24 protein-coding genes are annotated in these 24,254 nt (G+C 62.0%); 16 read left to right on the top strand and 8 right to left on the bottom strand.

Going from position 1 to position 24,254, the window contains the following annotated elements; all coding sequences use genetic code 11:
• Positions 1-551: 551 nt before the first annotated feature.
• The 4 genes from ABD806_RS13270 to metB form a co-directional block, all read right to left on the bottom strand.
• Positions 552-2,036 (bottom strand): aldehyde dehydrogenase, encoded by a 1,485-nt coding sequence (locus ABD806_RS13270; RefSeq protein ID WP_344958764.1) that lies wholly within the window; start codon positions 2,034-2,036, stop codon positions 552-554.
• Positions 2,037-2,234: 198 nt separating this feature from the next.
• Positions 2,235-3,179 carry a LysR family transcriptional regulator gene (locus ABD806_RS13265; protein WP_344958762.1) on the bottom strand — a complete coding sequence of 315 codons (945 nt, stop codon included), beginning with the start codon at positions 3,177-3,179 and terminating at the stop codon, positions 2,235-2,237.
• Between the two features lie 287 nt (positions 3,180-3,466).
• On the bottom strand, positions 3,467-5,896 hold the full coding sequence (metL, locus tag ABD806_RS13260; RefSeq protein WP_344958760.1) for a bifunctional aspartate kinase/homoserine dehydrogenase II: 2,430 nt from the start codon (positions 5,894-5,896) through the stop codon (positions 3,467-3,469).
• Positions 5,896-7,056: a cystathionine gamma-synthase gene (metB, locus tag ABD806_RS13255; RefSeq protein ID WP_344958758.1), complete on the bottom strand. Its 1,161-nt coding sequence runs from the start codon at positions 7,054-7,056 to the stop codon at positions 5,896-5,898. Before metB ends, metL begins: the two co-directional genes overlap by 1 nt.
• Positions 7,057-7,241: 185 nt before the next feature.
• Between metB and metJ the strand changes: the two genes are divergently transcribed.
• A complete protein-coding gene (gene metJ, locus ABD806_RS13250; protein ID WP_116474952.1) occupies positions 7,242-7,571 on the top strand; it encodes a met regulon transcriptional regulator MetJ in 330 nt (109 codons plus the stop codon).
• 20 nt (positions 7,572-7,591) lie between these two features.
• Positions 7,592-8,086, top strand: a complete 495-nt coding sequence (locus ABD806_RS13245; protein ID WP_344958754.1) for a TIGR00645 family protein — start codon at positions 7,592-7,594, stop codon at positions 8,084-8,086.
• 81 nt (positions 8,087-8,167) lie between these two features.
• On the opposite strand, the gene cysQ is transcribed toward ABD806_RS13245, so the two are convergent.
• Positions 8,168-8,986 (bottom strand): 3'(2'),5'-bisphosphate nucleotidase CysQ, encoded by an 819-nt coding sequence (cysQ, locus tag ABD806_RS13240; RefSeq protein ID WP_344958896.1) that lies wholly within the window; start codon positions 8,984-8,986, stop codon positions 8,168-8,170.
• Positions 8,983-9,543 (bottom strand): ADP compounds hydrolase NudE, encoded by a 561-nt coding sequence (gene nudE, locus ABD806_RS13235; protein ID WP_344958752.1) that lies wholly within the window; start codon positions 9,541-9,543, stop codon positions 8,983-8,985. The genes cysQ and nudE overlap by 4 nt, the downstream gene beginning before the upstream one ends.
• Before the next feature lie 144 nt (positions 9,544-9,687).
• On the opposite strand from nudE, the gene hslR reads away from it, so the two are divergent.
• The 3 genes from hslR to pckA all read left to right on the top strand — a co-directional run bounded on the left by hslR (position 9,688) and on the right by pckA (position 12,741).
• Positions 9,688-10,080: a ribosome-associated heat shock protein Hsp15 gene (hslR, locus tag ABD806_RS13230; RefSeq protein WP_344958750.1), complete on the top strand. Its 393-nt coding sequence runs from the start codon at positions 9,688-9,690 to the stop codon at positions 10,078-10,080.
• A 10-nt stretch (positions 10,081-10,090) separates the two neighbouring features.
• Positions 10,091-10,960, top strand: coding sequence for an Hsp33 family molecular chaperone HslO (gene hslO / locus ABD806_RS13225; protein ID WP_344958748.1), 870 nt, complete (start codon positions 10,091-10,093; stop codon positions 10,958-10,960).
• 167 nt (positions 10,961-11,127) lie between these two features.
• Positions 11,128-12,741: a phosphoenolpyruvate carboxykinase (ATP) gene (pckA, locus tag ABD806_RS13220; protein WP_344958746.1), complete on the top strand. Its 1,614-nt coding sequence runs from the start codon at positions 11,128-11,130 to the stop codon at positions 12,739-12,741.
• Positions 12,742-12,760: 19 nt separating this feature from the next.
• Here the strand turns inward: pckA and ABD806_RS13215 are convergent, their stop codons facing one another.
• Positions 12,761-13,723, bottom strand: coding sequence for a LysR family transcriptional regulator (locus tag ABD806_RS13215; RefSeq protein WP_344958744.1), 963 nt, complete (start codon positions 13,721-13,723; stop codon positions 12,761-12,763).
• Between the two features lie 163 nt (positions 13,724-13,886).
• Between ABD806_RS13215 and ABD806_RS13210 the strand changes: the two genes are divergently transcribed.
• From ABD806_RS13210 to ABD806_RS13170, 9 genes are all read left to right on the top strand, one after another.
• On the top strand, positions 13,887-14,444 hold the full coding sequence (locus ABD806_RS13210) for a TRAP transporter small permease (protein ID WP_344958742.1): 558 nt from the start codon (positions 13,887-13,889) through the stop codon (positions 14,442-14,444).
• Positions 14,437-15,735 carry a TRAP transporter large permease gene (locus tag ABD806_RS13205; RefSeq protein WP_344958740.1) on the top strand — a complete coding sequence of 433 codons (1,299 nt, stop codon included), beginning with the start codon at positions 14,437-14,439 and terminating at the stop codon, positions 15,733-15,735. Before ABD806_RS13210 ends, ABD806_RS13205 begins: the two co-directional genes overlap by 8 nt.
• Positions 15,736-15,752: 17 nt before the next feature.
• A complete protein-coding gene (gene dctP / locus ABD806_RS13200; protein ID WP_344958738.1) occupies positions 15,753-16,754 on the top strand; it encodes a TRAP transporter substrate-binding protein DctP in 1,002 nt (333 codons plus the stop codon).
• A 51-nt stretch (positions 16,755-16,805) separates the two neighbouring features.
• Positions 16,806-17,933 carry an NAD(P)/FAD-dependent oxidoreductase gene (locus tag ABD806_RS13195; protein WP_344958736.1) on the top strand — a complete coding sequence of 376 codons (1,128 nt, stop codon included), beginning with the start codon at positions 16,806-16,808 and terminating at the stop codon, positions 17,931-17,933.
• Positions 17,911-18,243 (top strand): (2Fe-2S)-binding protein, encoded by a 333-nt coding sequence (locus ABD806_RS13190; protein WP_344958734.1) that lies wholly within the window; start codon positions 17,911-17,913, stop codon positions 18,241-18,243. The genes ABD806_RS13195 and ABD806_RS13190 overlap by 23 nt, the downstream gene beginning before the upstream one ends.
• Positions 18,230-19,630 (top strand): FAD-dependent oxidoreductase, encoded by a 1,401-nt coding sequence (locus ABD806_RS13185; protein ID WP_344958732.1) that lies wholly within the window; start codon positions 18,230-18,232, stop codon positions 19,628-19,630. Before ABD806_RS13190 ends, ABD806_RS13185 begins: the two co-directional genes overlap by 14 nt.
• 50 nt (positions 19,631-19,680) lie before the next feature.
• On the top strand, positions 19,681-20,037 hold the full coding sequence (locus tag ABD806_RS13180; protein WP_344958730.1) for a RidA family protein: 357 nt from the start codon (positions 19,681-19,683) through the stop codon (positions 20,035-20,037).
• A gap of 104 nt (positions 20,038-20,141) precedes the next feature.
• Positions 20,142-20,387 (top strand): Rho-binding antiterminator, encoded by a 246-nt coding sequence (locus ABD806_RS13175; protein WP_344958728.1) that lies wholly within the window; start codon positions 20,142-20,144, stop codon positions 20,385-20,387.
• A 121-nt stretch (positions 20,388-20,508) separates the two neighbouring features.
• The gene (locus tag ABD806_RS13170; RefSeq protein WP_344958726.1) at positions 20,509-21,516 is read left to right on the top strand and encodes a catalase family peroxidase; all 1,008 of its coding nucleotides are present in this window, start codon (positions 20,509-20,511) and stop codon (positions 21,514-21,516) included.
• Positions 21,517-21,610: 94 nt separating this feature from the next.
• Here ABD806_RS13170 and ABD806_RS13165 read toward each other — a convergent pair whose 3' ends face one another.
• A complete protein-coding gene (locus ABD806_RS13165; protein ID WP_344958724.1) occupies positions 21,611-22,237 on the bottom strand; it encodes a DUF1826 domain-containing protein in 627 nt (208 codons plus the stop codon).
• A gap of 99 nt (positions 22,238-22,336) precedes the next feature.
• Here ABD806_RS13165 and zigA point away from each other — a divergent pair, with 99 nt between their 5' ends.
• Complete coding sequence (gene zigA / locus ABD806_RS13160) at positions 22,337-23,533, top strand: zinc metallochaperone GTPase ZigA (protein ID WP_344958721.1); 1,197 nt, start codon at positions 22,337-22,339, stop codon at positions 23,531-23,533.
• A gap of 112 nt (positions 23,534-23,645) precedes the next feature.
• Positions 23,646-24,125: a transcription elongation factor GreB gene (gene greB, locus ABD806_RS13155; protein WP_344958719.1), complete on the top strand. Its 480-nt coding sequence runs from the start codon at positions 23,646-23,648 to the stop codon at positions 24,123-24,125.
• Positions 24,126-24,254 lie beyond the last annotated feature (129 nt).

Raw genomic sequence — 24,254 nt, 5'->3', positions numbered from 1 at the left:
GCACGAATATGGCTTCCCTCCTGCGCTGACCGGCGCCAGCTATGCCGTACCCGGCGATGCTCCCGTTAAGCGTGGTTATATACCTAATTCAGGTTTCCTGGCTAGCGGGCCGAATGATGGATACCAATCCCTTCCTTAAGCTACTCTGCTCATTGTCCCAACTGACAGCCTGAACGAACACATCGCTCACCACCTACGGCAGGGTCTCCTGCCCAAGTCACGACGGAGCAGAACCAGCAACAACCCGCATGCCTTGGTCCTTATGTAACTGACTGAATATTCGGTCACACTCGTTACCGCAATAACACGACATGCTTCTTGGCTGTCCTCAATGGGTAACGCGGTCCGTATAACAACGAGGGCATACATAATAGTGGGAACGCTATGCGCAATCTCTTGACGAAGGAAGCGCCCGGCGGACAGCGACAAAGCCTGCCATATCAACCTTGAGACTGTCTTACGCTGGCCGCATCGAGGCGGTGAACCAAACGACACAAAAATGCCGGCTGCCCCTAAGGACGGCCGGCACAAGTAAAACGAATAACCCGGGATTACCTCAGCTTTATCCAGGTAGTTTTCAGCTGGGTAAACTTGTCGATGGCATGCAGCGACAAGTCGCGCCCGAAACCGGACTGCTTGTAACCGCCGAAGGGGGTGCTGAAATCCAGCGCGTCCATGGTATTCACCGAGACCGTACCCGCCCTCAGCTTGCGGGAAACCCGATGGGCCCGATTAAGGTCATTGGTCCATACCGACGCCGCCAGGCCGTAGAGGGAGTCGTTGGCGATGGCTACCGCTTCCTCTTCACTGTCGAAACCGATCAACGCCACCACGGGGCCGAACACCTCTTCCCGAGCTATGGTCATGTCCGGGGTGACCTGATCAAACACGGTCGGCTCGATGCGGGTCGAACCGGCTTCGCCCTCGCCACCGGCCAGCAAACGGGCGCCCTCCGCCTGCGCCTTGCGAATGCATTCGCGCACCCGCTCGGCATGGTTGACGTCGATCAGCGCGCCGACCCGGGTATCCGGCTCCAGCGGATCACCGACTTTCAGGGACCTGGCCCTGGCCAGAAACTTGTCGACAAACTGCGCCCGGATGCGGTTGTCGATCAGGATGCGGGAGTTGGCCGAGCAGACCTCACCCTGGTTGAAGAAGATACCGTTGATGGCATTATCGACCGCATCGTCGAGAGCGCAATCGGCAAAGATCAGGTTAGGGCTCTTGCCGCCGGTTTCGGGCCAGACCTGCTTCATGTTCGATTCGGCGGCATAGCCCATAAACAGCTTGCCGACCCGAGTAGAGCCGGTAAAAGCCAGGCAGTCGACATCATTGTGCAGCCCCAGCGCCTTGCCGACGATATGGCCATGGCCGGTGACCACGTTGAGCACGCCGTCGGGCAAGCCGGCCTGCCGGGCCAGCTCCGCCAGGCGCAGCGCGGTCAGCGGCGACTGCTCGGCAGGCTTGAGAATCACCGAGTTGCCGCTGATCAACGCCGGTGCCAGCTTCCAGGCCGCAATATCCAGGGGGAAATTCCAGGGTACCACGGCGGCAACCACGCCGACCGGCTCCCGGGTAATGGTGGCGATATTGTTGCCGTCGGTCGGGGCCACTTCACCATAGAGCTTGTCGATGGCTTCCGCATACCATTCGAAGCAGGCCGCCGAACCGGGAATATCGATATTCAACGCGTCCTGCACCGGTTTGCCCACATTCAGGCTCTCCAGCAGGGCCAGCTCTTCGGCATTGTCCAGGATCAACTGCGCCAGCTTTTTCATCACCGCCTTGCGCTCACGCGGCGCCACCTCGGACCAGACACCAGACTGGAATGCCTGGCGCGCGGCAACCACGGCCGTATCCACATCCGCCTCATTGCAGGCGGCGATGGCCGCCAGCGTCTCGCCGGTGGCGGGATTGACGATATCGTAGGTTTGCCGATCACTGGCCGCGACAAACTCGCCGTTGATAAAGGCCTGACTCTTCAACTCGACCTGCTCGAGTTTATTCAGCCAGTATGTTCTTTCCTGTACTGTCATCGTTGACTCCACCTTTCCCTGACATTCGATAATAAGAGACCGGTTAAACGGCTGCTTGTATACCAAAGGCTGCGACCCTGCGGGACAGGGTCCGGGCCTCCCCATGAGTGTCAGCCTAAGAAGCCGGCCTGCATCTGTAAAATATTATTATCATTTGGTTTGAATCAGTTTTTTCTATCCATGGCTGTCGCACACAGCCTACTTCAGGCTCCGGTAGAAGCGACGATCGGTAAAGACGGTGCCGGCCAGTTCCTTGGCCTGCAATGCCAGCTGCTTGGTAAAGGCCTCCACCACTGGCGTGACCCTGAACTGGGTAAGCCGGGCAATCCCCATGCGCATGGGGCGGAGGTTTTCCTTCAGTGGCACATGCTTGAAGGCGGTACCATCCAGTGCCAGGTTGTTCGCCAGCGGGGTGTTGAACAGGGAATAACCGAAGCCGTTGGCCACCAGGCCACGCACCATGTCCATCGACTTGGCGTAATAGGCAAAGTTGGGCTCGAGATCCAGGCTCAGGAACAGCGAGAAAAAGTATTCCCGGCTCATCGGCCAGTCCAGCAGGACCATGGGATAATCCGCCAGCTCCGCCAGCGACAGCTCGTCCCGGTCCGCCAGGGGATGATCCAGCGCCATCACCGCATAGGGTGGAAATTCCATCAGCGGCTCGAACTCGATATACGAGGGGATCTGCAGGTCGTAAGTCAACGCCAGTTCGTAACGGCCGTCCTGCAGCCCCTGGATAATGTCTTTCTGGTGCATTTCATCGCACTGCACGTTGACCGCCGGATAGACATCGTTAAAGCGCCGGATCAAACCGGGAACCAGGATGGGGGTAAAGGTGGGAAAACCGACGATGCGCAGGGAGCCCGCCACATCCTGGCCCAGGGTATTGGCGTAGTGGGCAAGCCCGTCCGCCTGACCCAGCAACTGCTTGGCCTTGACGATAAACTGCCGTCCCGAGGGGGTGAGTGACAGTCCCTGGGCATGATGGCGCACAAACAACTGCAAGCCGGTGACATCTTCCAGGTGCAGGATGGCGGAGGAGATAGACGGCTGGGAAACATGCAGTTGCTCGGCGGCCCGGGTCACACTGCTGAGTTCTCCGGCGACCACGAAGTAACGCAACTGTTTCAGGGTAAATCGCATAGGGCCTGCTTCCTGCAAAAAGGGTTATCGGGACATAAGCCGCCGGCTCCCGGCGACCAAGACACTGTTTACCAAAGGCGAGACTGTATTCAAAAAACAAATACAAGGGTGTCTACAGTACCCCATCCGCGGCCGTAAGGGCAGTCCGCAGGGCGGCATGGGAAAGATAAATAGCGGGAAGGCCGGCTTCCGGGCAGAAGGACCCTATTGTTGACGCTACCGGCATCATCGGTCCGGCTGCGCGGCACGAGGGGGAGCCACCCGCTGACGGTAGGGAGGCCTTGATCTTACAGCCTAGCCAGCAGGCTCCAGACATCGGCCTGCACGGCGGCGGCGGTGACTTCCCGTCCGGCACCCGGGCCCTGGATCACCAGCGGATTCTGGCGATAGTGCTGGGTCTCGATGGCGAAAATATTGTCACCGGGACGCAGATGGGCGAAGGCGTGATCGACCGGCAACACCGCCAGGCCCACGCTGGCCTCGCCGTCGGCGGCAAAGCGCGCCACGTGGCGCAGCACGCCGCCTTGTTCCCGGGCCCGGGCCAGGGCCTCGGCCAAGGGCTGATCCAGCTCCTGGATCCGCTCGATAAAGCCGCCTTTGTCCAGCCCGGCCAGTGACTCGGGCACCAGGGTGTCGAGCCGGACCTGGCCCGGATCCAGGTCGAAACCCGCTTCCCGGGCCAGGATCACCAGCTTGCGCTTCACATCCTGGCCATTGAGATCCTGGCGTGGATCCGGCTCGGTCAGCCCCTGCCGCCAAGCCTGCAGCACCAGCTCGGAGAAGGGCCGGCTGCCGTCGAAATGCTGAAACAGCCAGCTCAGGGTGCCGGAAAAGATACCGCTGATGGCGCTGATCTGCTCACCCGACTGCTGCAGCATGCGCAGGCTGCTCTGCACCGGCAGGCCGGCACCGACGGTGGCATTACTCAAGAAGCGGACCTTGTGCTCGCTCAGGGTCTGCTTGAGCCTGAGGTAGCTGTCCTGCTCCGCCGCGCCCGCCAGCTTGTTGGCGGCGATCAGGTGGATATGCTGCTGCACCATGGCCGGATAATACTGCACCAAGCCGTCGGAGGCGGTCAGATCCAGGGCGATCAGGCTGTCGAAGCCATGCTCTTCCAGATCTTCGAGCCAGTCCGGCCAGGCCACCCGCTTCGGCTGAAAATCATCCAGCACCTGTTCCAGCTCCAGCCCCTGGCTGGCGAGCATGGCGCCGCTTGAGTCAAATACCCCATAGAGGGTGAGCGCCACATTCAGCTCCTGTTCGAGCCGTTCCTTCTGCTGCCGATAGAGCTTCAGCCAGGCCTGGCCGATATTGCCCCGCCCGAACAACACCAGCCCCACCCGTTTGGGGCGGCTGAACAGGCTCTGGTGCAGGCGGATCAACAGCGGATCCAGTACCATCTTGCGCACCACGGCCACCAGGCTCAGGCCATTCTTTCCGGGCTGGATAAATTCCAGCGGCTGCTCATTGAGCGCATGGTAGAAGTGCAGGCATTGCTCCGCCTGCTCGGTCACCCCCTTGCCGACCAGCGCCAGCAGGGAATAGCCGTCCTTCGCCTGCAGACCCTCGAAGCCACCGGCCGGCTGATGATCCCGCAACAACTCAAACACCTGCCCCGCCTGCTCCCGGGTATAGGCCAGCTGCCATAATTTGCTGTCCGGCCTGCACTTGCTGGCCAGGGGGGCCAGTTCGCGCCGGCCCAGCCACTCGGTCAGGGCCTCGACCGTGGCCTGGTAATTGCCGAGAATGCTCAGCTCCAGCAGCACGGTATCGTCGACCGAGGTGACGATACGCGCGCCCTGGGCACGGCGGGCCTGGCGCAGGATGCGGGTATGGCCGTCGTCCGGATGATAGCTGCACCTGAGCATCAGCTGCTGACGACTGGCCGCCACCGGTCCCAGGGTACGGCTATGCAATACGGAAGACCCCAGGCGGGCCAGTTCGGCCGCCTCCGGCAACGACAACCGGGTCAACAGGCTGGCCTCTTTCACCCGCCGTGGGTCGGCGCTGAACACCCCGGGCACATCGCTCCAGATGGTGGTGTGGCTGCTGTCCGCCAGCGCCGCCAGCAGGGTGGCGCTGAAGTCGGAACCATTGCGTCCCAGCAAGCGGGTGCGGCCCACGCTGTCGGCGGCGATAAAGCCGGTCACCACCAGGATACGGTCGGGATGCTCGGCCAGCAGCTCCGCCAGCCGCCGCCGGGAGACCGCCTCGTCCACCTGCACCGGCGTACCGGACACCTGCAGGAAGCGGCGGGCATCCAGGCTGGCGGCGGGTATGCCCTGCCCCGCCAGCAAGGCGGCCAGCAGCCGGGAAGACCAGAGTTCGCCGAACGACTGGATCTGGTTGCGGGTGTATTCGTCCAGCCGCTGGTGTTCCAGCACGCTGGCGATAGTCTGGATATCGTCATCCAGGGCCGCCACCAGCTCAGAGCCCGCTTCGCCCAGGGTGCTTTCGATCAGCCCCTGCTGAAAGGCATGTAACCCGGACAGCGCCTCGGGGGCGGCGCTGTCGCCGCTGGTAAAGAGGTTCAGCAACTCGATCAGGCGGTTGGTGGTCTTGCCGGAGGCCGACACCACCACCAGCGCATCGGGCTGTTGCAGCCGGCCGATAATACCGGCTACCCGGTGAAAACAGGCGCTGTCGGCCAGGCTGCTGCCACCGAATTTATGTACCGGCCGACGGTGCAGGCCGGGATCTGGCTGAAAGCTGCTCATTATCCCGCCAATACCTTGAATGCGTTGTCCAGGTCATGGATCAGATCCCGGACATCCTCGATGCCCACGGACACCCGCAGCAGTTGGTTGCTGATGCCGGCGGCACTGCGCGCCGCCTCATCCATGGCCGCATGGGTCATGGTTGCCGGATGGGCGATCAGGCTTTCCACCCCGCCCAGGGATTCGGCCAGGGAGAACAGCTGCAGCTGTTGCAGGAAGGTTTTCAGTCCGGTTTCGTCTGTATCCAGCTCGAAACTGAGCATGGCGCCGAAACCGGACTGCTGACGGGCCGCCACCTCGTGACCCGGGTTGCCGGGCAGGCTGGGATGATAGATGGCTTTGACTTCGGGCCGGGTTTGCAGGTAGGTCACCAGCGCCTCGGCATTTTCACAATGCTGACGCATGCGCACACCCAGGGTGCGCAGGCCACGCAGGGTCAGATAACTGTCGAAGGGCGAACCGGTCAGCCCCAGGCAGTTGGCCCACCAGCGCAGCTCTTCGGCAAGCTCGGCATCGGCGGCCACCACGGCCCCGCCCAGCACGTCGGAATGACCATTGATGTATTTGGTGGTGGAGTGCACCACCAGATCGGCACCCAGGGTCAGCGGCTGCTGCAGCGCCGGTGACAGGAAGGTGTTGTCGACCACCGTCAGCGCCCCGGTTGCCTTGGCGGCGGCGCAGAGGCCGGCGATATCCACCACCCGCAGCAGCGGGTTGGAGGGGGTTTCAATCCACAGTATCTTGGGCCCTTTGGCCAGGGCCTCCGTCAGCGCCTCGGCATCGGTCTGGTCCACATATTCCACCCGGAAGTTGCCCTTCTTGGCCAGGGCATTGAACAGCCGATGGCTGCCGCCGTAGCAGTCGTGGGGTACCAGCAGCAGATCGCCGGCCTGCAACTGGGAGGTGATGATCAGGTTGATGGCTCCCATGCCGGTGGAGGTTACGGCGGCGCCCGCGCCTTTTTCCAGCTTGGTCAGGGCCTCGATCAAGGTCTGGCGGGTGGGGTTGCCGGAGCGAGTATAGTCGAACTGGCGCGGCTGATTAAAATCGGCAAAGGTATAGGTGCTGGTCAGATATACGGGCGGCACCACGGCACCATGCTGGGTGTCTGTGTCGATACCGGTACGTACGGCATGGGTCTGAGTCTGGTATTCTGGCATATCCGCTCCTTTGCACTGCTGGCAGCTGTTAGGCATATAGAGTTTTCCAAGGGAAGCCACATTACCCCAGGCAATAAAAGCCGTCAAGGCTTCCAGACGTCCATAAGGCTTTGCCGTTGGATTGCCAATATAAAGTGCAAGGGTTACAATCTGGTCCGGATTTTTAACCTGTAAATAGGTGGATAATGAAGACTGAATGGAACGGCGAATATATCAGCCCTTACGCCGAGCATGGCAAGAAAAGTGAGCAGGTCAAAAAAATCACCGTCTCCATACCGCTCAAGGTGTTGAAGATACTCACCGACGAGCGCACGCGCCGGCAGGTCAATAACCTGCGTCACGCCACCAACAGCGAGCTGCTGTGCGAAGCCTTCCTGCATGCCTATACCGGCCAGCCGTTGCCGGTAGACGAAGACCTGCGTAAAGATACGCCCGACCAGATCCCGTCCCGGGCCAGGGCCATCATGACCGAGCTGGGCATAGAGATCGAAGACTACGCCGCCGACGAAGAATAATAACAAGGCACTCAACCACCATGGAACGTATTGTCGAAAACCTCCTGTATGCCTCCCGCTGGCTGCTGGCGCCCATCTATTTCGGCCTGTCGCTGGCGGTGCTGGCATTGGCGATCAAGTTCTTCCAGGAAATCTTTCACCTGTTACCCCATGTCTTCGCCATCGCCGAAGCGGATCTGATCCTGGTGATACTGTCGCTGATCGATATGGCGCTGGTCGGCGGCCTGCTGGTGATGGTGATGATCTCCGGCTATGAGAACTTCGTCTCCCAGCTGGACATAGACGAAAGCCAGGAAAAGCTGAACTGGCTGGGCAAGATGGACTCAGGTTCCCTGAAGATGAAGGTCGCGGCTTCCATCGTCGCCATTTCCTCCATCCATCTGCTGAAGGTATTCATGAACGCCCAGAATATCGCGGACGGCAAGCTGCTCTGGTATGTGGTGATCCACCTGACCTTTGTGCTGTCGGCCTTTGCCATGGGGTTTCTGGACAAGCTGACCAAGCAGGACCACTGAGCTCCGCCACCGCCCCCCTCTGGCAGACAACAGATCGCCGCCGCAGGCCCTGGCCTGCGGCGGCGATGTTTTTGGGGGCCCTTACTCGGGCTGCACCAGCATCTGTTGCCAGGGCAACCCCGCATCACCCAGGGTAATAAAATTGGGATTGATCAGGCTCTCGCGCCGGTTATAGCTCAGTTGTTCCAGGCTCAAATCCAGCAGCCGCCCCCCCGCCTCCTCCACTATGCACTGGGTCGCGCCGGTATCCCATTCGCCGGTGGGGCCGATACGGATATAGCAGTCGGCCCCCCCTTCCGCCACCAGGCAGGACTTCAACGAGCTGGAGCCCAGGGGCAGCAGCTGGCAGTCCAGACTCGTATGCAAACGGGAACGGACCCATTGCACATCCTGGCGCCGGCTGATCGCCACCCGCAAACGGGTCAAGGGTACGGCATCATGATGCCGGGCATGGATCTGCACCGTTTCGCCACCGGCGGTTACTTTAAAGGCACCATGGCCGCGTACCGCGTAATACATCAGATCATGCACGGGCGCATAGACCATGCCCAATACCGGCTGGCCCTGTTCCACCAGGGCGATCATGGTAGAGAAATCACCGCTGCCGGCGATAAATTCCTGGGTGCCGTCGAGTGGGTCCACCAGCCAGTAGCGGGGCCAGCGTTGCCGCTCTGCCAGGCTGATATCGCCCCCTTCCTCGGACAATACCGGGATATCGGCCAGGGCCCGCAATGCCTTGTCGAGATACTCGTGGGCCGCCAGATCGGCGCTGGTCACCGGGCTGTCGTCATCCTTGTGTTCCGACTGATAGTGGCCGCTGTCATACAGGGACAGGATCAGCCTGCCGGCTTCCCGGGCGGCGGCCTTGACCCCTGGCAGTAAGGCATCAGCATCCATTATGCTTCCTCTCTTCTAAGCCAGTCTTGCAGCAGGTACAGGCCACAAATGCTCCTGGCCTCGCTGAACTCCGGCAACGCCATCAGTTGCGCCAGCTGGTCGATGGGCCAGGGCACCACTTCCAGCGGCTCCGGCTCATCCCCCTCCCGCTGCTCCGGGTACAGATCCCGGGCCAGCAAGATATCCATGCGGCTGCCGAAATAACCGGGCGCCAGGGACACCTGCTTCATCGGCAGCAGGGTGCGCGCCCCATAGCCGATTTCTTCCATCAACTCCCGGTTGCCCGCCTCCAGGGCGGTTTCACCGGGATCGATCAGGCCCTTGGGAAAACCCAGCTCATAGCTGTGGGTGCCCGCGGAATATTCCCGGATCAATAACAGGGTGTCGTCATTGAGCATGGGTACCAGCATGACCGCGCCCCGGCCGCTGCTGCGCATTCGCTCATAGACTCTTTCGACACCATTGCTGAATTTCAGATGAACCGCTTCGACCTTGAATAATCGGCTTTCAGCCACCAGTTCTGTGTTCAGTATCTGAGGTTTTTGTTTCTCGTCACTCATGCCCTGTTCCGCGCCTTGGCCCATAAAGAGAGGTTACTGCAAGTAATAACAAACTTCCGCACACATCGCCATGTTACGCCACTTCTACGCCTTAGTCTGGCTCATCTGGTATAATCCTGGTCTGCTTTAGCATGAGAATGCGAGATGACGACAGAAACCAAGCCGGTCAGGCTCGACAAATGGTTATGGGCCGCCCGCTTCTACAAGACCCGCAGCCTGGCGCGGACCATGATAGACGGGGGCAAGGTGCACTATAACGGTCAGCGGACCAAGCCCAGCAAGCTGGTCGAGGTCGGCGCCCATCTCCGCCTGCGCCAGGGTCATGATGAAAAAGAGGTGGTAGTACTGGTGCTGTCGGAGGTCAGGGGCAAGGCCGAGACGGCACAAGCCCTGTATGAGGAAACAGCCCAAAGCCAGGTCAAACGGGAGCAGAATGCCGAGGCCCGCAAATTCAACAGCCAGTTTGCCCCCAGCCCGGAGCGCAAACCGGATAAGAAACAACGACGTACCTTATTGAAAATCAAACAGGGTGAGTGAGACTGCCTATATGACACACAATGACCAGCTTTATCGTTACCTCTTCGATCACTATCAGGTACGGGGCGAGCTCGTCCGCCTGAGCGACAGCTACCGGCAGATACTGTCTTCCCAGGACTACCCGGCGCCGGTACAGCGGCTGCTGGGCGAGCTGCTGGTCGCCACCAGCCTGCTGACCGCCACCCTCAAGTTTGAAGGGCATATCACGGTCCAGCTGCAGGGCGATGGTCCTGTGAAGCTTGCGGTGATCAACGGCGACCACCGGCAACAGCTGCGCGGCGTGGCCCGCTGGGAAGGCCAGGTACCCAACAGCGACAAACTCGCCGAGCTGGTCGGCAAGGGCTACCTGGCCATTACCATCACCCCGGATGAAGGGGAGCGCTACCAGGGCATCATAGAACTGGATGCGGACTCCCTGGCCGCCAGCCTGGAAAACTATTTTGCCCAGTCCGAACAGCTGAACACCCGCATCTGGCTGTTTACCGAACTGACCGCCGCTCAACCGACGGCGGCGGGCATGCTGCTGCAGGCCCTGCCCAACGGAGACACGGATGAAAATCAGGACTTTGAACACCTGCAGGCCCTGACCCAGACCATCAAGGCGGAAGAGCTGCTGCGGCTGGATGCCCAGGACGTGCTGTACCGCCTCTATAACCAGGAAACGGTACGGGTATTCGAGCCCCAGCCGGTAAGTTTCAAGTGCACCTGCTCCCGGGAAAAAAGCGAAAATGCCCTGCTCCAGCTCGGCCACGCCGAGGCCCTCGAACTATTGAGGGAGCAGGGCCAGATAAAAATGCACTGTGACTATTGCGGCAATTCTTATCGCTTTGATAATACCGACCTGCAGCAAATATTTAATGATTCAACCACGCTGCATTAACGTTTTATTTTATTAATTAGGGGCGAAATGCCCCTTTGGTCTTATTTCGCTGCGAAAAATTGCAAATTTTGAAGCTGATCCCCTAAATTTTCCCCCATTGCTGATATTCTTCGGCTCCCAAAATTACACTAATAAAAACACCACCCTCTGTAACCCAGGAGAAAACAATGACATCCAAGGCGGAACAATTAGGCCTTTCCCAATACGGTATTAATGATGTAACCGAAATCCTTCATAACCCTTCCTATGAGCAATTGTTTGCCGAAGAAACCCGCCCGGATCTGGAAGGATATGAAAAAGGCGTAGTGACCAACCTGGGTGCCGTTTCTGTCGATACCGGTATCTTCACCGGTCGCTCTCCCAAGGATAAATACATCGTCCGCGACGACGTCACCCGCGACACCGTCTGGTGGGCCGATCAGGGCAAGAACGACAACAAGCCGATGACCACCGAAACCTGGAACCAGCTGAAAGCGCTGGTGACCCAGCAATTGTCCGGCAAGCGCCTGTTCGTGGTCGACACCTACTGCGGTGCCAACCCGGACACCCGCCTCTCGGTGCGTTTCGTCACCGAGGTGGCCTGGCAGGCCCACTTTGTTAAAAATATGTTTATTCGCCCGACAGCAGAAGAACTGGCCGGCTTCGTGCCCGACTTCGTGGTGATGAACGGTGCCAAGTGCACCAACCCCAACTGGCAAGAGCAGGGCCTGAACAGCGAAAACTTCGTCGCCTTCAACCTGACCGAGCGGGTCCAGCTGATCGGCGGCACCTGGTACGGCGGCGAAATGAAGAAAGGCATGTTCTCGATGATGAACTACCTGCTGCCGCTGAAAGGCATCGCCTCCATGCACTGCTCCGCCAACGTCGGCAAAGACGGCGACGTGGCCATCTTCTTTGGCCTGTCCGGCACCGGCAAGACCACCCTGTCCACCGATCCCCAGCGTGAGCTGATCGGCGATGACGAGCACGGCTGGGACGACGACGGCGTGTTCAACTTCGAAGGCGGCTGCTACGCCAAGACCATCAAGCTGAGCCAGGAAAACGAGCCGGAAATCTATGCCGCCATCCGCCGCGATGCGCTGCTGGAAAACGTGACCGTGCAGGCAGACGGCACCATCGACTTCGATGATGGCTCCAAGACCGAGAACACCCGGGTCTCTTACCCCATCTATCATATCGACAATATCGTCAAGCCCGTGTCCAAGGCCGGCCATGCCAAGAAGGTGATCTTCCTGACCGCCGACGCCTTCGGCGTGCTGCCTCCGGTCAGCAAGCTGACCCGCGAGCAGGCCCAGTACCACTTCCTGTCCGGTTTCACCGCCAAGCTGGCCGGTACCGAGCGTGGCATTACCGAGCCGACCCCGACCTTCTCCAGCTGCTTCGGTGCCGCCTTCCTCAGCCTGCACCCGACCCAGTACGCCGACGTACTGGCCAAGCGCATGGATGCGGTCGGCGCCGAAGCCTACCTGGTCAACACCGGCTGGAACGGCACCGGCAAGCGGATCTCCATCAAGGCGACCCGTGCCATCATCAATGCCATCCTCGACGGCTCCATCGAAGATGCCGAGTTCGTTGAACTGCCCTATTTCAACATGGCGATCCCGACCGCATTGAACGGCGTGGAAGACGGCTCCATCCTGGACCCTCGCAACACCTATGCCGATCCGACCGAGTGGGACGGCAAGGCGAAGGATCTGGCCAAGCGCTTCGTCGACAACTTCGAGAAGTTCACCGACACCCAAGAAGGCAAGGCCCTGGTGGCCGCCGGTCCCCAGCTGTAAGCCAGCCGATAACCCGCCATCAAGCCCCGGCATCGCCCGGGGCTTTTTTATTCGTCCCCCGCAACTTCAGCAGTCCTCCCGAGTTCGCCACCAGCTTCCTTAATTCCTCCTTCAACAACTGGCTGAATTCCTGGGTGGCCCGGGATCTGGCCCTGTGGGCCGGGTACATCAGGTGGTACGAAAAAGACACCCAGGGTTCGAACGGTCGGAATACCAGGTTACCGGACGGGAAATGCAGGGCGGTGATCGGGTCTACCAGGGAGACACCGGCCCCCGCATCGACAAAGGAGCAGGCCACATGGGAGAGCTGGGTATCGAACACCAGCTGGCGACTGACCCTGGCCTTTTCAAACACCTCATCCACCTTGTAGCGCACGCTCTGCTCCGGCCCCAGGGAGATAAATGGCTGATCCTTCAGATCTTCGGGCACGATCACCGCTTTTGCGGCCAGGGGATGCCCGGCCGGCAGGGCGCAGATCAGCGCCGCCTCGCCCAGCATCTCCATCGACAGCGACGGATCGGCGACATTGACGGCGCCGATGCCGATATCGAAGTGCTGGGTCGCTATCCAGTCGGCGACCTGCTGGGAACTGCGCACCTGCAGGGTCAGGGTGACGCCCTTGTGTTGCTCGCTGAAGGTCTGCATCACCCTGGGCAGAAACCCGAGCGCGATGGCCGGCATGGCCGCCACCTTGAGGCTGCCGCGCTGGAAATCCCGCAGCTCCTCCGCCATGGTCGCCAGCCGGTCGATACCGACGAAGGAGCGCTCCACCTCTTCAAACAGCAGCAGGGCTTCCGGGGTCGGGGCCAGGCGCTTGTGATGGCGCTCGAACAGCTTGACCTGCACCGCGGCTTCAAAATCATTGAGCAACCGGCTCACCGCCGGCTGAGAGATATAGAGCAGCTCCGCCGCCCCCGTGGTGGTGCCGGCGATCATCACCGCCCGAAAGGCTTCTACCTGCCGATAGCTTAACTTGGCCACTGTCCGCTCCCTGAGATGATTCGACACCAGCAAAATAACATAGTGTTATACAAAGCTCACAAAAAACGATTTGTTGTTATTACTCTGTGACATCAAAATGAACAACAGGCAGAAAAGCTGATCAACACCGGTTTCTGCAGGCGTAACGGACAAGGACAAGCATATGGAAACGGTATTCAGATACACACTGACCCTGCTGATCACCATAGTGGCCGGATTTCAGGCCGTGCAGGTGGTCTCGCGTTATGTGTTCGAAACGCCACTGATGGGGCTCGAAGAAATGGCGCTGATCCCCACCATGTGGCTCTACATTCTGGGGGCGGTCAATGCCTCCCGGGAAAACACCCAGATCCGCGCCAATGTGCTGGAGGTGTTCCTCAAAACCGACCGGGCCCGCCGATGGCTGGCAGTGGTGTCGGAAACCATCAGCCTGATCATCTCCGGCTGGCTGACCTGGTGGGCCTGGGATTACTTCAAGTACGCCAGGCGCGTCTGGAAGGAAAGCCCGACCCTCTATATCCCCACCATCGTCTATGAATCCGCCCTGTTCCTGGGGCTGGCGGTGATGACCCTCTATGTCGGCTGGTATCTGCTCAAGCACCTGCAGGCCCTGCTGGCCGGCGGCGAGGCCCACAGGGTCGATACCATTCCGGAGCCGGTCGAGGTGACCGAGTTCGAGTTGCTCAGGGAACAACAAAAAGGAGAGAAGTTCCATGGTTGAGATCGCCATCCTGGCCTTTGCCGTGCTCGTTATCCTGCTCACCATAGGGGTGCCGCTGCCGTTCTGCTTCGGCGCCGGCCTGATGGTGATGAGCCTGCTCGGTGACGCCACCATGAAAGGTACCATGCTGTGGGGCTTCAACCAGCTGGCCACGCCCGTATTGCTGGCGGTGCCGCTGTTCGTGTTTGCCGGTACCCTGATGAGCGTCAGCGGCATCGCCGGCAGCCTGCTCAGGTTCGTCAACCTGTTCGTCGGCCGCATCCGCGGCGGCCTGGGGGTGGTGGCATCGGTCAGCTGCGCCATCATAGGTGCCATCTCCGGCAGCGGCCTGACCGGCATCGCCGCCATCGGCCCCCTGCTGATCCCCGAGATGGAGCGCCAGGGCTACCCCCGCGCCTATGCCACCGCGCTGATCGCCAACTCCTCCATCCTGGGGTTGCTGATCCCGCCGAGCGTGACCATGATCGTCTACGGCTGGGTAACCGAGACCTCGATCCTCGCCAGCTTCCTGGCCACCCTGGGCCCGGGACTGCTGATCATGCTCAACTTCTCCCTGGTCAACCTGGTGATGGCGCGCAAGTTCCCGCTGGTGCTGGACGATCCCAAGCCCTTTAACGAGGCCATCCGGGAAGGCGCCGCACGCACCGTGCACGCCCTGCCGGCGCTGCTGATGCCGGTGATCATCCTGGGCGGCATCTACGGCGGCATCATGACCCCCACCGAGGCGGCGGCCATCGCCGTGATCTATGCCATCCCGGTGGGCTTTATGATCTACAAGGGGTTGACCTGGCGTACCTTTATCGAATCCGGCAAGGAGTCAGCCACCGCGGTGGGGGCCATCCTGATCATGGTGCTGTTCAGCCTGATGCTCAGCCAGATCTACGTGATGGAAGACATCCCCCAGGCCCTGGTGGACGCCATCTTCGAGATCACCACCGACAAAGTACTGCTGCTGATCATGATCAACCTGTTCCTGTTCCTGATCGGCATGGTGGTCAACGACGTGACCGCCATCATCCTGACCGCGCCCCTGCTGCTGCCGCTGATGGCCGCCATCGGCGTCACCCCCATCCAGTTTGCCGCCATCATGGGCGTCAACACCGCCATGGGCGGCGTCACCCCGCCCTATGCCAGCATCCTCTACATGGGTGCGCGCATCGGCAAGGTGCCCTTCACCCAACTGATTAAGCCCGCCATGATCCTGCTGCTGTTCGGCTACCTGCCGGTGGTGGTGCTGGTCTCGGTATGGCCGGATCTTTCTGAATATATACCTGGCCTGTTTGGCTACTGATCCTCAAGGAGAGCAAGATGAAAACACGGACCCAATACACCACCCTGGCCAAGAGCCTGCTGCTGTCACTGACCCTGGCCGGCACCGCCGCGGCAGCCGATACCCTGAAGATTTCCCATGTGCGGCCCCAGGGCACCGCCATCGACCTGGACGTACAGCGGCTGTCGGATGCGCTGAAGGCGGCCACCGACGGCGAGCTCAAGCTCAAGATCTATCCGGCCAACGCCCTCGGCGACTACACGGTGGTGCAGGAGCGGGTCGGCCTGGGCGCCATCGACATGGCGGTACAGCCGCCCTCCTCCACCGCCGACAAGCGCTTTCAGGTCATCTATATGCCCTATATGGTGAAAAACTGGGACGACGCCAGGACCGCCTACGCGCCGGGCTCGACGCTGCGCAACACCATAGACGAGCTGTACCGGGAGCAGGACATCAAGGTGCTGGCGGCCTGGCCGGTCTACTTCGGCGGCATCGCCCTCAACAAGGAAGTGGCGAACGTCACCGATCCGAGCGACGGCAAGGGTGCCAAGCTGAGGGTGCCGCCGATGAAATCGTTCCAGATGCTGGCCGACAACACCGGCTTTATCGGCGCGCCCTTGCCCTTCTCCGAAGCCTTTACCGCGGTGCAGACCGGGGTGGTGGACGGCGTCATGGGCTCCGGTGCCGAAGGCTACTATGCCTCGTTCCGCGACGTGACCAAATCCTATGTGCCGCTCAACACCCACTTCGAGGTCTGGTTCCTGCAGATCAATGCCGAGCGCTATGCGAGTCTGGATGAAGACGAGCGTTCCGCCCTGGATCAGGCCGCCCAGGACTTCGAGCGGCGCCGCTGGGAGTCAGCCCGGGCCGATCAGGCCGCCTACGAGCAGCGCCTGGCCGACGCCGGCGCCACCATAGTGGAGGTCACCGACGCCGACATCCAGGCCTATGCCGATGTCGCCCGCGAGCAGATCTGGCCCGAGATCATGAAGGATATCGGCCAGGACTGGGCCGAGCAGGTTCTGGCTCAGTTCAAATAACACCCCCGGGCCTGACCGGCCCGGCTTACTTATTTGCCAAAGGAGAACAGGATGTCGGTTCGCAACCATGACAACCCCGGTGAGACCGATGTGGCCATTATCGGCGGCGGCCTGGTGGGCATGTCCCTGGCCTACGGCCTGCTGCGCCAGGGCAAAAGGGTCACCGTCTTCGACGAAGGCGATCAGGCGCTGCGGGCGTCCCGCGGCAACTTCGGCCTGGTCTGGGTACAGGGCAAGGGTGATACCTGCCCCGAGTATGCCCGGCTTTCCCGGCTGTCGGCCCGGCTCTGGCCCGAACTGGCGGCCAGCCTGCAACAAGATACCGGCATCGATATCGAGCTTCGCCAGCAGGGCGGCCTCTATATCTGCCTGGAGCAGGACGCCCTGCGGCAGCGGGCAGAGATGCTGGCCCGCATGCAACAGCAGGCCGGGGGCGATTACCCCTTCGAGGTGCTGAGCGCCGCCCAGGCCAGGGCCAAAGAGCCGGCCCTGGGGTCCGACATCGCCGGCGCCACCTGGTCGCCGATGGACGGCCACCTCAACCCCCTGCTGCTGCTCAATGCCCTGCATCAGGCCTTTGCCGCCCGCGGCGGCCGGCTAATCAACGGCCGGCCGGTGCAGCGCATCCAGCCACGACGGGGCGGCGGCTTCGACGTCCAGCTGAGCGACACCCGCCTGTGGGCCAACCAGCTGGTGCTGGCCGCCGGACTGGGCAACAAGGCCCTGGCCCCCCAGCTGGGCCTGCACGCGCCGGTGGAGCCCAACCGTGGCCAGGTGCTGATCACCGAGCGGCTCAGGCCTTTTATCAGCTATCCCACCGGGCATGTGCGCCAGACCGGTGAGGGCACCGTCCAGCTGGGGGATTCCAAGGAAGATGTGGGCCTCGACACCGGCACCACCGCCGAGGAAATCGGCAAGATCGCCGCCCGCGCCATCCGCATGTATCCGGCGCTGGAAAAGGTGCGGCTGATCCGCGCCTGGGGCGCCTTGCGGGTAATGACCCCGGACGGCTACCCCATCTATCAGCAGTCGGCCCAATATCCGGGCGCCTATGTGGTGACCTGTCACAGCGGCGTGACCCTGGGCGCCGTTCACGCCGGCCCCCTGGTCGACTGGCTGCTCGGCAAAGACATCGATATTTCCCTGGAGGCGTTCAGTGCAGACCGATTCCCCCTTTAACCGGCTGGCCACGGCGACCGCCGACACCGTCACCATAGAGATAGACGGCCGGCCCTTTAACGCCCGGGAGGGCGATTCGGTGGCCGCCGCCCTGCTCGCGGCCGGCTGTATTCCGTCGCGTACCACCCCGGTGTCCGGCAGCCCCCGGGCCCCTTACTGCATGATGGGCGTCTGTTTCGAGTGCCTGGTGGAGGTCGATGGTCTGGCCAACGTGCAGGGCTGCATGGTGCAGGTGGCCGAAGGCATGAAGGTGCGTCGTCAGTCGGGCGCCCGTGAGATGACAGTGGGAGACTTTCATGAAGCAGTATGATCTGGTGATCGTCGGCGCGGGACCGGCGGGAATGGCCGCCGCCAGCGCCGCCGCCGAACAGGGCCTGACCGTTGCCGTGCTGGACGAACAGGCCGCCCCCGGCGGCCAGATATACAGGGCCATCTCGGCCCCCGCCCTCCGGGATGAAGGCATACTGGGCGCGGACTACTACCACGGTCGCAGCCTGCTGGCGCCGTTCAAGGCCGCCCGGGTCGACTATATGGCGTCCACTACCGTGTGGGAAATCACTGGAGCGCGGGAGGTCCGGCTGTCGGTCCAGGGCCGAGCACGCACCCTGCAGGCCCGCAGGATACTGCTGGCTACCGGCGCCCAGGAAAGGCCCGCGCCCTTCCCCGGCTGGCAACTGCCCGGGGTCATGAGCTGCGGCGCCGCCCAGATCATGCTCAAGACCAGCGGCCTGACGCCCCCGACTCCCCTGGTGCTGGCCGGCAGCGGCCCGCTGCTGCTGCTGATTGCCCTGCAGCTGCACTGGGCCGGGGTGACCATCGCCGCGGTGCTCGACACCACCCCCAAAGAAAACTACCTCGAGGCCGGCCGTCATCTGGGCGGTGCCCTGCGCGGCTGGAAGATGCTGCTTAAGGGCCTGGGCTATCTGGCGAAGCTGAAGCGCTCCGGCGTGCCCTGCCTGAGCCGGGTCGGCGACCTGCGGGCCGAGGCCGATGACAGCGGCAAGCTGACCCGGGTGCGCTTTCGCCATAAAGGCCGGGAGCAGTCCCTGGACACCAACAGCCTGCTGGTGCACCAGGGCGTGGTGCCCAATGTCCAGCTGAGCCGGGCCATCGGCATCGACCACCGGTGGGATGAGCTGCAGCTGTGCTGGCGCCCGGCTACCGACGCCTGGGGCGAGACCGACATCGAAGGTATCTTCATCGCCGGTGACGGCGCCGGCATCGGTGGTGCCGTCGCCGCCGAACAGGCCGGTCGCCTGGCCGCCTGGCAGGTGGCCCGCCAGCTAGGCCGCATGAGCCCCAATGAGCGGGACCGGCTGGCGGCGCCGGTGCGCCGGGCCCTGGCCCCGGTACTGGCCATCCGCCCCTTCCTGGATGTGCTCTATCGGCCCGCCGGGGAGTTCCTGCGGCCTGCCGATGACACCCTGGTCTGCCGCTGCGAAGAAGTCACCGCCGGTGACATCCGCCGCTACGCCCGGCTGGGCTGCACCGGCCCCAACCAGACCAAGGCCTTCAGCCGGGTCGGCATGGGCCCCTGCCAGGGCCGCATGTGCGGCCTGACGGTGGCGCAGCTGATCGCCGACACCCGCCAGACCACGCCGGCGGAAGTGGGCTATTACCGGATCCGCTCGCCGATCAAGCCGCTGACCCTGAAAGAACTGGCCGGCCTGGACGATGCCGACCGGAAGCAACCGTAACACCGGCCGCCGTGCCCGACACGGCGGCCTTCATATCATCAGGAGACACCATGCCCCCAGTACGCCACCACACTTCCGAGCGCATGAGCCGCATCGTGGTTCACAACAACACCGTCTACCTCTGCGGCCAGGTGGCCGAAGATCGCAGCCAGGGCATCGCCGAGCAGACCCGCACCATGCTGGCCAAGGTCGACGCCCTGCTGGCCGAGGTCGGCAGCGACCGCCGGCACCTGCTGAGCGCCACCCTCTACCTGAAAGACATGAGCCTGTTCGCCGAGATGAACCAGGTATGGGATGCCTGGGTGCCCGCCGGTCACGCCCCGGCGCGGGCCTGCGTGGAAGCCGCCATGGCCAGCCCCGAACTGCTGGTGGAAATCTCGGTGATCGCGGCCATTCCCGAGGAGTGATGTCGGCCTGCCATCCTGATTGCCCCGGCATCGTCCGGGGCTTTTTTATGACATTATCGGCCACCCTGCTATAAGGTAATCATTCAGCCAAGAGGAGCCGTATAATGATGAGCTGCGAGCAGCATGACTATATCGAGATTGCGTGCCTGTATCAGTATCCGATCAGGTTAACCCTGACATCCGGCGCCGAAATTGCCGGCATCGCCCTCGATACTCAGCGTAATGACAACCGGGAAGAATGCATCAAGCTCAGGGTCGATGATGCGGAACGCCTGGTGGTCCTGGCGTCTGTGGCAAGGATGGAGGCGGGCATCGACAATCCGCACTTTCGAACGGTTGAGTTTGACTGAGCCGTTGGCTTATCCATCCGGTTCAGGCAGGCTGGGCGGCAAAAAATTCACAAGCTCCGAAAGTTTCTCCAGCGGTTTTCGGTCCCTTCGGTCTCAATTACTGACTAGATAAGGGAAGATCATGAAGTTATCCGCGTTGCCATTGGCCGTTTCCGTACTCTGTGCCGGCCTGCCCCTCGGTGTCAATGCCGCCGCTACCCCCGACCAGATAGTGACGGCCATGGAAAACAAGTTCGGCGTCTACCCGGGCGAACGGCGCAACCACACCAAGGGCATCTGCTTCAGCGGTGAATTTCAGTCCACCGCCGAGGCCGCAGCCCTGAGCCGCAGCCCGCTGTTCCAGGGCAACGCCATCCCCGTTATCGGCCGCTTCTCCCAGGCAGGCGGCAACCTGCATGCCCCCGACAACAAACCCAATGGCCACGGCATGGCCCTGCGCTTTACCCTGCCCGACGGCCAGCTGCATCAGATGGCCATGCTGGATCTCCCCTTCTTCGATGTGGCGAGCCCCGAAGGCTTCCTGCAGAAGCAGCTGGCCACCACCCCGGATCCGGCCACCGGCAAGCCGGACCCCGCCAAGGTACAGGCCTTTGAGCAGGCCTTTCCCGAGACCCAGCGACTCAAGCAGGCGCTGGCGGGCCAATCCCGCATCCCCGCCGGCTATCACCGGCTGAGCTACAACAGCATCAATACCTTTATCCTGGAAACCGCCGACGGCAAGGCCACCCCGGTGCGCTGGGCCTTCATTCCCGCAGAGGACCAAGAGGCCTACCTGAGCAACGAGCAGGCCGAATCGCTCGGCGCCGACTATTTGCAGGACAGGTTGCAGGACCGGCTGGACAGCGGTGACATCCACTGGCGCATGGAGCTCACCCTGGCCAACGAGGACGATCAGCTCACCGATCCCAGCCAGCCCTGGACCGGTCCCCATCGGGTGATCCAGGCCGGTACCCTGCGGCTGCACGCGGTGGAAACCGACGCCACTGCCGCCTGCCGCACGATCAACTTCGATCCGCTGCGACTGTCGGACGGGGTCAAGCCTTCGGATGATCCCGTGCTGCACGCCCGCCCCCCCGCCTATGCGATATCCTTCGCCAAGCGCAGCCAGGAGGCGGCCCGGCAGGATTAATCCCCCGCCAATATCCCAGGCCCGCACGACGGGCCCATCCTCATTTCTGCCGAATCAGGTTCCTCGGGTTCGGCAGCTCTGATAGGGCTCGCCGCTAGTCGGCAACATCCAGCGACAGGAACAGCCGGCCGTAGCCGGTAGGCACCGGCGGCGAACGATGCCAGAGACCTTCGCCGTCATTATCCTCCCAGGCCTCTCCCTTCAACAAAGCCACCTCGCCCACCGCCAGCTGCTGCCACCGTTCGGGCTCCTTGCCTTGCTGTTCCAGCAACTGGTCCCGTTGCTGCTGGTTGAGCCAGTGGGTACCGGGACCGGAATAGGTGGTCACCAGCCGGCAGGGCACCCTGTCCACATGAAAACGCGGACACATGGCGGTTTGCAGGCTGGCCAGGCGCACCCCTACCCGCGACAGCCCGAACAGACAGGCAAACATCTCCACCAGCAGCCGGATGTCGGCGGCCAGCGCCTCACGGCCGGGCAAATCCGGCAAGCGGGCATGTAGTTCATCCATCACCGTCTCGGGTGTCAGCAGACCGCGCACGCTCACCCGCCGGTCCAGCTGCATAAGTTTCTGCACATAGGCTGCCACCTCGACCGGCAGGGTTCGACGCCACACCGCCAGGTTGCACCCGGGATCATAGATTCTGGTGAGTGTGGCGGGCTCTCCGCCCTGCACACTCACGGGGGCGGAACAGGACAACGACTGTTCGGTGATGTTCATGGCCGACTCGAACTCCCTGATGACTGCATGAAAACGAATGTGTTATGTTATAACAAATCAATTAATCATAAGCCATCGCAACCCAGTGGGGCAATCACAATGAGCCATTCCCGTTTACCCGTTACCCTGCTGTCCGGCTTTCTCGGCGCCGGTAAAACCACGGTACTCAATCATATACTCAACAACCGCCAGGGCCTGCGCGTCGCCGTGATCGTCAACGACATGAGCGAGGTGAACATCGACGCCGCCACCGTTCACCAGCAGGTGGCCCTGCACCGGGGCGAGGACCGGCTGGTGGAAATGAGCAACGGCTGCATCTGCTGCACCCTGCGCGAAGACCTGCTGATAGAAGTGCGCCGACTGGCCGAAGCCGGTCGTTTCGACTGCCTGGTCATCGAGTCCACCGGCATCTCCGAACCGCTGCCGGTGGCCGAGACCTTTACCTTCGCCGATGAAGACGGTACCAGCCTGAACGATCTCGCCCGGCTGGACACCCTGGTGACAGTGGTCGACGCGGTGAACTTTCTGGCCGACTTCAACCAGGCCCGAACCCTGCAGGAACAGGGCGAAAGCCTGGGAGAAGATGACGAACGCAGCGTGACCGATCTGCTGATCGAGCAGGTGGAATTCTGCGATCTGCTGCTGGTCAGCAAGACGGATCTGGTCACGCCCGCCCAGCTGGCGGAGCTCACCGCCATACTGACACAGCTGAATCCGGAGGCTGAGATCCTGCCCATCCGCCAGGGCCGGGTGGACATCGAAAAGGTACTCTGTACCCATCGCTTCGACTTCGAACGTGCCGCCCGCGCCCCGGGCTGGCTGAAGACCTTGCGCGGCGAACGCTCACCGGAAACCGACGAATACGGCATCAGCAGCTTTGTGTACCGCGCCCGCCGCCCTTTCCATCCCCGGCGCTTCTTCGACTTTCTGCACCGCTCCGACCAGCAGGGTAAGCTGTTGCGTTCCAAGGGCTTTTTCTGGCTGGCCAGCCGCCCGGACTTTGCCGGCCAGTGGAACCAGGCCGGCGGCATCGCCTACCACGGCGGGGCCGGCCTGTTCTGGCAGGCGGTTCCCCGCAAAGACTGGCCGGAAGACGAGGAAAGCCTGGAACATATCATGGCCAGCTGGCAGGAGCCTTACGGCGACAGACGCCAGGAGCTGGTGTTCATCGGCCAGGGCCTGAGCGAAGAGGCACTGCGCCGCCAGCTGGACGCCTGCCTGCTCACCGAGCGGGAAATGCATCCGGGCCAGCCGGGTTGGCGGCAGCTGCCCGATCCCTTCCCCGCCTGGGAATAACAAGGCACCACATACTGCCGTTGGCCTTTTGCCCCCTGACCCGGGGGGCTTCCTTCTTCCCCTGCGCTGGGACACAATAGCCCTCACTTATCAGGCCATTGAACATATCCGTATGAAAACCAACCTGATCACCCGCGCCGGCTGGCACAAGCTGGACGACGAGCTCAAATACCTGTGGAAGGTGGAGCGCCCGGCGGTCACCCAGGCGGTGTCGGAAGCCGCCGCCCTCGGCGATCGCAGCGAGAACGCCGAATACATCTACGGCAAGAAGCGGCTGCGTGAAATCGACCGCCGCATCCGCTTCCTGATGAAACGGCTGGAGGCGCTGAAAATCGTCGATTACGATCCGCGTCAGGACGGCAAGGTGTTCTTCGGCGCCTATGTAGAGCTGGAGAATGACGCCGGTGACATCGTCTGGTATCGCATCGTCGGCACCGACGAGATCGACACCAAGAACAACCACATCACCATCAACTCACCCATGGCCCGGGCGTTGATCGGCAAGCAGGTGGACGACGAGGTGCAGGTGCAAACCCCGTCCGGCCTGAAAGAGTGGTATATCAACAAGATCCAGTACATTCCCTTTGAGTGATCGGCTTTAAAAGCTGCAGCATGTTGAACAGTAGCCAGGAGCCAATAAACAGACCCTCCGCGCCAGGGACGACGCGGCGGAGCCCCCAGGGAGGGGTTTACGGCGGGTCTGCGTTTGGGTCTGGCTGCT

The sequence above is a fragment of the Zobellella aerophila genome, assembly GCF_039539325.1.
GTDB lineage: Bacteria > Pseudomonadota > Gammaproteobacteria > Enterobacterales > Aeromonadaceae > Oceanimonas > Oceanimonas aerophila.
The sequence above is the reverse complement of the archived record's forward strand: the minus strand, read 5'-3'. Positions and strand labels throughout refer to the sequence as shown.

Excerpts from the sequence above, each read along its gene's own strand:
- ABD806_RS13270 (WP_344958764.1), bottom strand. The coding sequence starts at position 2,036 with ATGACAGTACAGGAAAGAACATACTGGCTGAATAAACTCGAGCAGGTC.
- ABD806_RS13265 (WP_344958762.1), bottom strand. The coding sequence starts at position 3,179 with ATGCGATTTACCCTGAAACAGTTGCGTTACTTCGTGGTCGCCGGAGAA.
- metL (WP_344958760.1), bottom strand. The coding sequence starts at position 5,896 with ATGAGCAGCTTTCAGCCAGATCCCGGCCTGCACCGTCGGCCGGTACAT.
- metB (WP_344958758.1), bottom strand. The coding sequence starts at position 7,056 with ATGCCAGAATACCAGACTCAGACCCATGCCGTACGTACCGGTATCGAC.
- metJ (WP_116474952.1), top strand. The coding sequence starts at position 7,242 with ATGAAGACTGAATGGAACGGCGAATATATCAGCCCTTACGCCGAGCAT.
- ABD806_RS13245 (WP_344958754.1), top strand. The coding sequence starts at position 7,592 with ATGGAACGTATTGTCGAAAACCTCCTGTATGCCTCCCGCTGGCTGCTG.
- nudE (WP_344958752.1), bottom strand. The coding sequence starts at position 9,543 with ATGAGTGACGAGAAACAAAAACCTCAGATACTGAACACAGAACTGGTG.
- hslR (WP_344958750.1), top strand. The coding sequence starts at position 9,688 with ATGACGACAGAAACCAAGCCGGTCAGGCTCGACAAATGGTTATGGGCC.
- hslO (WP_344958748.1), top strand. The coding sequence starts at position 10,091 with ATGACACACAATGACCAGCTTTATCGTTACCTCTTCGATCACTATCAG.
- pckA (WP_344958746.1), top strand. The coding sequence starts at position 11,128 with ATGACATCCAAGGCGGAACAATTAGGCCTTTCCCAATACGGTATTAAT.
- ABD806_RS13210 (WP_344958742.1), top strand. The coding sequence starts at position 13,887 with ATGGAAACGGTATTCAGATACACACTGACCCTGCTGATCACCATAGTG.
- ABD806_RS13205 (WP_344958740.1), top strand. The coding sequence starts at position 14,437 with ATGGTTGAGATCGCCATCCTGGCCTTTGCCGTGCTCGTTATCCTGCTC.
- dctP (WP_344958738.1), top strand. The coding sequence starts at position 15,753 with ATGAAAACACGGACCCAATACACCACCCTGGCCAAGAGCCTGCTGCTG.
- ABD806_RS13195 (WP_344958736.1), top strand. The coding sequence starts at position 16,806 with ATGTCGGTTCGCAACCATGACAACCCCGGTGAGACCGATGTGGCCATT.
- ABD806_RS13185 (WP_344958732.1), top strand. The coding sequence starts at position 18,230 with ATGAAGCAGTATGATCTGGTGATCGTCGGCGCGGGACCGGCGGGAATG.
- ABD806_RS13180 (WP_344958730.1), top strand. The coding sequence starts at position 19,681 with ATGCCCCCAGTACGCCACCACACTTCCGAGCGCATGAGCCGCATCGTG.
- ABD806_RS13175 (WP_344958728.1), top strand. The coding sequence starts at position 20,142 with ATGATGAGCTGCGAGCAGCATGACTATATCGAGATTGCGTGCCTGTAT.
- ABD806_RS13170 (WP_344958726.1), top strand. The coding sequence starts at position 20,509 with ATGAAGTTATCCGCGTTGCCATTGGCCGTTTCCGTACTCTGTGCCGGC.
- ABD806_RS13165 (WP_344958724.1), bottom strand. The coding sequence starts at position 22,237 with ATGAACATCACCGAACAGTCGTTGTCCTGTTCCGCCCCCGTGAGTGTG.
- zigA (WP_344958721.1), top strand. The coding sequence starts at position 22,337 with ATGAGCCATTCCCGTTTACCCGTTACCCTGCTGTCCGGCTTTCTCGGC.
- greB (WP_344958719.1), top strand. The coding sequence starts at position 23,646 with ATGAAAACCAACCTGATCACCCGCGCCGGCTGGCACAAGCTGGACGAC.